This is a genomic window from Nitrospira sp. BLG_2 (assembly GCF_049222245.1).
In genome coordinates, this window is record NZ_JBLYIG010000383.1 from 1 (window position 1) to 6019 (window position 6019).

Sequence of the window (6019 nt, forward strand, 5' to 3'; positions counted from 1 at the left end):
CGTCTGTTGGATGATCGAGGCGGCTTCTTCGATCTCGTGCAGCGACATACTGGGACCTCCCGTGATATTCAGCAGGACGCCGCGAGCCCCTTCGACGCTCCCTTCCTCGAGGAGAGGACGGCACAGGGCCTTTTGAGCCGCTTCGATCGCTCGATGCGGCCCATAAGAGACCCCCATGCCCATGACCGCTCGTCCGGTGTGTGACATCACGGTACGGACGTCGGCAAAATCGACGTTCACATGTCCTGTGGTCGTAATGACGTCGGCAATGCCCTGGATCGCTTGCCGCAACACGTCATCCGCAACTTTGAACGCTTCGAGAAGCGGGGTCGATTTATCGACGATTCCCAGCAGTCGTTGGTTCGGAATGACGAGCAATGTATCGACGTGCCGACGTAAGTCACGGATTCCTTCTTCCGCATGCTTGTGTCGCCGTTGCCCTTCATACTGAAACGGTTTCGTGACGACTCCTACCGTGAGGATACCCATTTCGCGAGCGATGCTGGCCACAATAGGGGCGGCCCCGGTACCGGTCCCTCCCCCCATTCCCGCCGTGACGAAAACCATGTCCGCCCCTTCCAAACATTCTCGGATATGCTCTTTACTCTCAAGCGCTGCGTCTCTACCGATCTCCGGCTTTGCTCCCGCACCCAACCCGCGGGTTCGTTCCGGTCCAAGTTGAATCTTATAAGGGGCCAGCGACCGATCAAGCGCCTGAAGATCGGTGTTGCCTGCGATAAAATCGACGCGTGCGAGTCCGGAGGTGATCATCGTGTTGATCGCGTTGCACCCGGCACCGCCGATTCCGATCACTTTGATGCGGACCGGCGACAGCATATCTTCTTGGAATGAGAACATTGGGGCACCTCCTCACATCGCCTCGCACGACGACCCATCTGCCGCCCGCAAGGGTTTTAAAGGTTAAAAGACCTCCAACACCCGTTTCGTCCACCTGCGCATTCTTTCCCAGGTTCCCCCGTTGCGAAGCCCAGCTGTTTCTAATTCATCGACATGTCGCCGGCCGTGTAACAATAGACCGACTCCGGTCGAATGGCTGGGATGGCCGACAATATCGCGTAATCCTCCAACCCCGGAAGGTATGCCTCGGCGTGCCGGCAAGTTCAAGACCTTCTCGGCAGCATCGAGCATGCCGTCTAATAAGGACGTGCCGCCGGTAATCACGACACCGGCCCCAAGCATCCCTTCATAGCCGGCGCGCACAATCTCTCTTCGGACGAGCTCAAACATCTCATCAACACGCGGTTCCAAAATCTCGGCAATATCCCGTCTGGAAAATGTGCGGGCCGGACGATCCCCCACCGACGGCACGTCGACGCCCTGATGCGCGGTCACCAATTCAGTCCGCGCAACGCCGTACTGTGTCTTGATCTTCTCAGCCTCGGTCTGTGAGGTGAGAAGGCCGATGGCCAAATCCTTCGTTAAGTTTTGTCCTCCGATGGGAAGGACCGCTGAGTGCCGGATGCTGCCGTCCAGAAAAAGAGCCAGGTCCGTCGTTCCTCCTCCAAGGTCCACCATCGCTACGCCTAAATCGCGCTCTTCCTGGCTCAGCACCGCCTCACTGGACGCCAGCGGCTGGAGAATGATGTCGACGACATCGAGCCCGGCTCGATTCACGCTTTTCACAATGTTCTGCGCGGACGTCACTGCACCGGTAATGATGTGCACGTTGACTTCCAAACGATTACCCGATAGGCCCAACGGCTCGCGCACACCTTCTTGCCCATCCACCATAAACTCTCGAGGCAACACGTGAAGAATCCTGCGCTCATGAGGAATCACGGCGAGGGTACGAGCGCTTTCGATGGCCCGATGGATATCTTCACGAGTCACCTCGGCCCGTTTCAGCGCCACGACACCCTTGCAGTTTTCAGCGGAAATGTGGCTGCCTGCGATGCCAGTGTAGACAGAGTTGATCTGAACCGCCGCCATCAACTCCGCTTCTTCGACCGCTTTTTTGATGGATTCGACGGTGCTTTCGATATCAACGACGACTCCTTTCCGTAGGCCGCGCGAGGGGCTCGATCCGACGCCGATAATGCTGAGCCCTCCGGCATCGGTCATCTCGGCCACGATCGCACAAATCTTCGTGGTTCCGATGTCGAGTCCGACGAGAATTTGATCACGCTTCGGCACCGCAATCACCCGCCTTCCCGTACGACGATTCGGTTCTCGTACCGGAGGTCCACTTCTTTCACTCCATGCCGGTGACCGTCAAGGTTCAGTGTCTTTAGTGACGGCTTGACACGTCGGAACCGTTCCCATTGTTCTCCGACCGCTTCCTCTCTGAACTGGAATCGCACTCCCTGTATGAGTGCGACAAGATTCGACGGGTTTTCAGCGCTCACTTGCAAACGACCTTCGAATGTTTGCCCGACCAATTTGGCAAGCCCGATGCCCGAGGCGATGACCTGCCTCACCGATTCAGCACCTTCTAACAGGCCTTTGGGATCGATTCCCGTCACCAGAGGCAACGCATCATCATCAGTCTGACCGAGTCTGGTAAGCACATGCCCTGCCGAATCGGCGAGAAAGTTCTGGGAATCGGCACGGACGACGGCGGCAGGTATTCGCTCGACCAGGAATATACGTAATTCATGAAACGGCACACGAGTCACTTCAGCCTCTTTGACCCACGGATGAGATTCCACCTGCTCTTTAATAACTCTCGTGGCAATATGGTGGAGTCCGATACCGGGTTTCAGCTTTGCAAGTTCGATCACTTTCTGTTTTTCGACGTGATGGTTCCCTTCGATGGTGATGGTCTTGATTTCCAACAACGTTTGAAGAGCGGGTCCGGAATATCTCACCACCATCACGACGACCCATGCCACGAGCCCCGTACCGATCGCCAGCCCAACCCATTGAGCAAGGGTTTTTCGGCTGGTTCTTTTTGCCCGGCTGGCTTCCTTCGCCGCCCTCTCTCCTTGCGAATCCTTCCACTGATTCTTTCGCGGCCCCACCGGCGGGGGTCGCTTTCTTCCCAAGAATCGCATCACCCTCACTCCTTTGAGACGATTCGTGCAAAGCGAGGCGCACGATCGAGCGCCGACTTCAAAATTTGTTCGACTAAGTCGTCATAACCCATTCCCGCTTGAGTAGCGGCCATAGGCAGCAGACTCGTTTCCGTCATGCCGGGAACCGTATTGATTTCCAAGACATACGGCCGCCCTCTTGGAGTGATGCGAAAATCCACGCGAGCGGCTCCTTCGCACCCCAACACCTCGTAGGTTCGGCTGGCTAACTCACCGATGTGGTGAACCACCTTGCGAGGGAGCGGAGCGGGACAGAGATACTGAGTCTTACCCTTCTGATATTTTGCGGAGAAGTCGTAAAAGCCATCGGGCGCCACGATCTCAATGGGTGGAAGTACTTTGGGACTTCCCGTCGCCGTCCCCAAGATGGAAACGGCCGCTTCATGTCCGGGAATATAACTTTCCACCATCGCCTCCGGATCATAGCGATGTGCGAGGGCCAGCGCCTCCTTCCATTGACTGCTGCGGCGGACGATCGTCACTCCGATCGTGGAGCCCTGCGAAACCGGCTTGACGACGATTGGCAATTTCAGTCTTGTCTGCCTTAAAACCTTTGCCAATGATGACCTGTCGCCTTCCCGCACCACGGTTCCGGCAGGTAGCGGAATACCATGAGCGGCCAATAGCGTCTTTGCGGCGGCCTTGTGCATGCCCACGGCGCTCGCGCGTACACCGGACCCAGTGTAAGGAATTCCCAGTGTCTCGAGAAATCCCTGGACAGTTCCGTCTTCGCCGCCTGGTCCATGCAGCGAAAGAAAGGCTATGGCGATTTTCTGATCATCCAAATCTCGATGCAGCTGATCCGTGACGTCGATGGGCACGGCATCGTATCCTCGACGGACCAGCGCCTGGTGAACAGCCTGACCGGTCTTCAGCGAAATATCCCGCTCTGAAGATCGTCCTCCCATGAGTACGCCGATCCGGGCATTTGTCAGTCTACCCATCGTCGCCACTATTCCCTTTCGCTATGCTTCCCCCACGACTTTCACTTCCAACTCCAATCTAATCCCTGTTTTTCGAACGATTCGGGCGCGTATCTTCTTGATCAACGAGAGTACGTCGGCCGCGCTTGCATGTCCTGGATTCACGATAAAATTGGCATGTTTGGTTGAAACTTGTGCATCACCGACCGATGTCCCTTTGAGCCCCGCTGCCTCGACGACCCGCCCCGCAGAATCGTTCAGCGGATTCTTGAACACACAGCCCGCGCTTGGTAGCGTGAGCGGCTGCGTATCACGGCGGTAGTGAAGATAGTCTTTCACGACTTTTTCTATGTCCGCCCGCACTCCCGGCCTCAGCTGCAGCCATACTCCAATCACAACACCGGGGGGCAATATCGCCCGTCGATATCGAAATTCCATGGATTCTGCCGGACAGTCGATCAACGCGCCCTTCGGGGACACAAGACGGACGGCTTTCACTGAGTCCTTCATTTCACCTAGTCGTGTGCCCGCATTCATCACAACACATCCTGCGACGGTGCCGGGAATACCCGCCGCCCACTCCAATCCCGCCAAAGACCGGCGGATGGCATGGCCGATGAGCGTCGGCATGCCGACGCCTCCTTCGGCATACAAAACGGACCCTGGTTCTTCTTTGATCGCGCGTAACTTTGCGAGACTGACCACCACACCTCGAATTCCTTTGTCCCGAACGAGGAGGTTGGTGCCGCCCAATACAAAGATCGGCAGTTTCCGTTCGTGCGTCTGCTTTGCAAGACGCACGAGATCTTCTACGTCCGCCGGCTCTACCAGCACATCAGCCGGACCACCGATGTAAAATGAGGTGTACTCTTTAAGCGGCGCATTAAAGCGAACCACCCCGCGAACGTCCGCCACCGCAGACTCCAACCTGCGCTGTGCCTGCGTGGATCGCACCTTCGTTCCATTCGTTTGCACCCTATGCTTCATGAACCATCAGGCAGACTCAAGCCGGGCAAGAATCCCGGTTCCTGCTTTCCAGATATCACCAGCGCCCAACGTGAGGACAAGATCGCCCGGTCTTAAATAAGGCAACACGTGATCCGGTAGTGTTTCCTTGCGCTCAATGAAGGTCACTGATGGATGGCCCGCGGACTTAATCGTTTCAGCGAGGGCGGCTCCAGAAATGCCCGGTATCGGTGGTTCACCAGCCGGGTAAATTTCCGTCGTGAACAGCAGGTCGGCATGATAAAAAGCATGCGCAAACTCTGCGATACAATCCCTCGTCCGGCTGTATCGATGCGGCTGAAAAAGAACCACCAATCGACGATCTTCCCAACCCTGCCTGGCGGCGGCGAGGGTCGCTTTCACCTCAGTGGGATGGTGGCCATAGTCGTCGACCACCATGATACCGCCGGCTTCTCCCCTCAAATGAAACCTCCGTTCGACTCCCGTGAAGGCCGCTAACCCTTTGCGAATCAGATCCACAGGAATCTCTAGTTCGAGGCCGATGGCAATGGCCGCCAACGCATTTGAGACGTTGTGGATGCCCGGCACGGACAATCGGAAGGGGCCCAGATTCCTTCCACGGAAGTATGTCCGAAACTCGGCACCCCATTGTTTCAGACTGATGTCGGTGGCCTTAAAATCCGGTGCCATTCCGCCCCGATCGCGAATCCCATAGGTGTGATACCGTTTGACCAAGCGAGGAAGCAGTGCGGTCAGATACTCATCATCGGCGCACAATACCGCCAACCCGTAGAATGGGATTTTGTTGATAAACTCCAGGAAGCTTTCGTTGATGCGTTCCATCGAGCCATAGTGATCAAGGTGTTCGCGGTCCAGATTCGTCACCGCAACGATGGTCGGGGAGAGACGAAGAAACGATCCATCGCTTTCGTCTGCCTCCGCCACGAGCAAGTCGCCTCGTCCAAGTCGTGCGTGGCTTCCCAAGGCATTGACCTTTCCTCCGATCACCATTGTGGGGTCGAGACCACCCTGCGCCAACACGTTCGCGACCATCGATGTCGTGGTGGTTTTTCCATG

Annotated in this window: 6 protein-coding genes; all 6 read right to left on the reverse strand. The window is 56.6% G+C overall.

Annotation, left to right across the window (positions count from 1 at the left end):
• The coding region (gene ftsZ / locus ACOSYY_RS10595; RefSeq protein WP_421662311.1) for a cell division protein FtsZ at window positions 1-858 on the reverse strand (858 nt) is incomplete at its 3' end.
• Window positions 859-921: 63 nt separating this feature from the next.
• Entirely contained in the window at window positions 922-2160 is a 1239-nt protein-coding gene (ftsA, locus tag ACOSYY_RS10600; protein ID WP_421662317.1) for a cell division protein FtsA, read from the reverse strand.
• Entirely contained in the window at window positions 2160-3014 is an 855-nt protein-coding gene (locus ACOSYY_RS10605) for a cell division protein FtsQ/DivIB (RefSeq protein ID WP_421662312.1), read from the reverse strand. Before ACOSYY_RS10605 ends, ftsA begins: the two co-directional genes overlap by 1 nt.
• Before the next feature lie 5 nt (window positions 3015-3019).
• Window positions 3020-3997 (reverse strand): D-alanine--D-alanine ligase family protein, encoded by a 978-nt coding sequence (locus ACOSYY_RS10610; RefSeq protein ID WP_421662314.1) that lies wholly within the window; start codon window positions 3995-3997, stop codon window positions 3020-3022.
• Window positions 3998-4018: 21 nt separating this feature from the next.
• On the reverse strand, window positions 4019-4891 hold the full coding sequence (gene murB / locus ACOSYY_RS10615) for a UDP-N-acetylmuramate dehydrogenase (RefSeq protein ID WP_421662315.1): 873 nt from the start codon (window positions 4889-4891) through the stop codon (window positions 4019-4021).
• A gap of 78 nt (window positions 4892-4969) precedes the next feature.
• Window positions 4970-6019: UDP-N-acetylmuramate--L-alanine ligase (murC, locus tag ACOSYY_RS10620; RefSeq protein ID WP_421662316.1), on the reverse strand; the 1050-nt coding region annotated here is incomplete at its 5' end.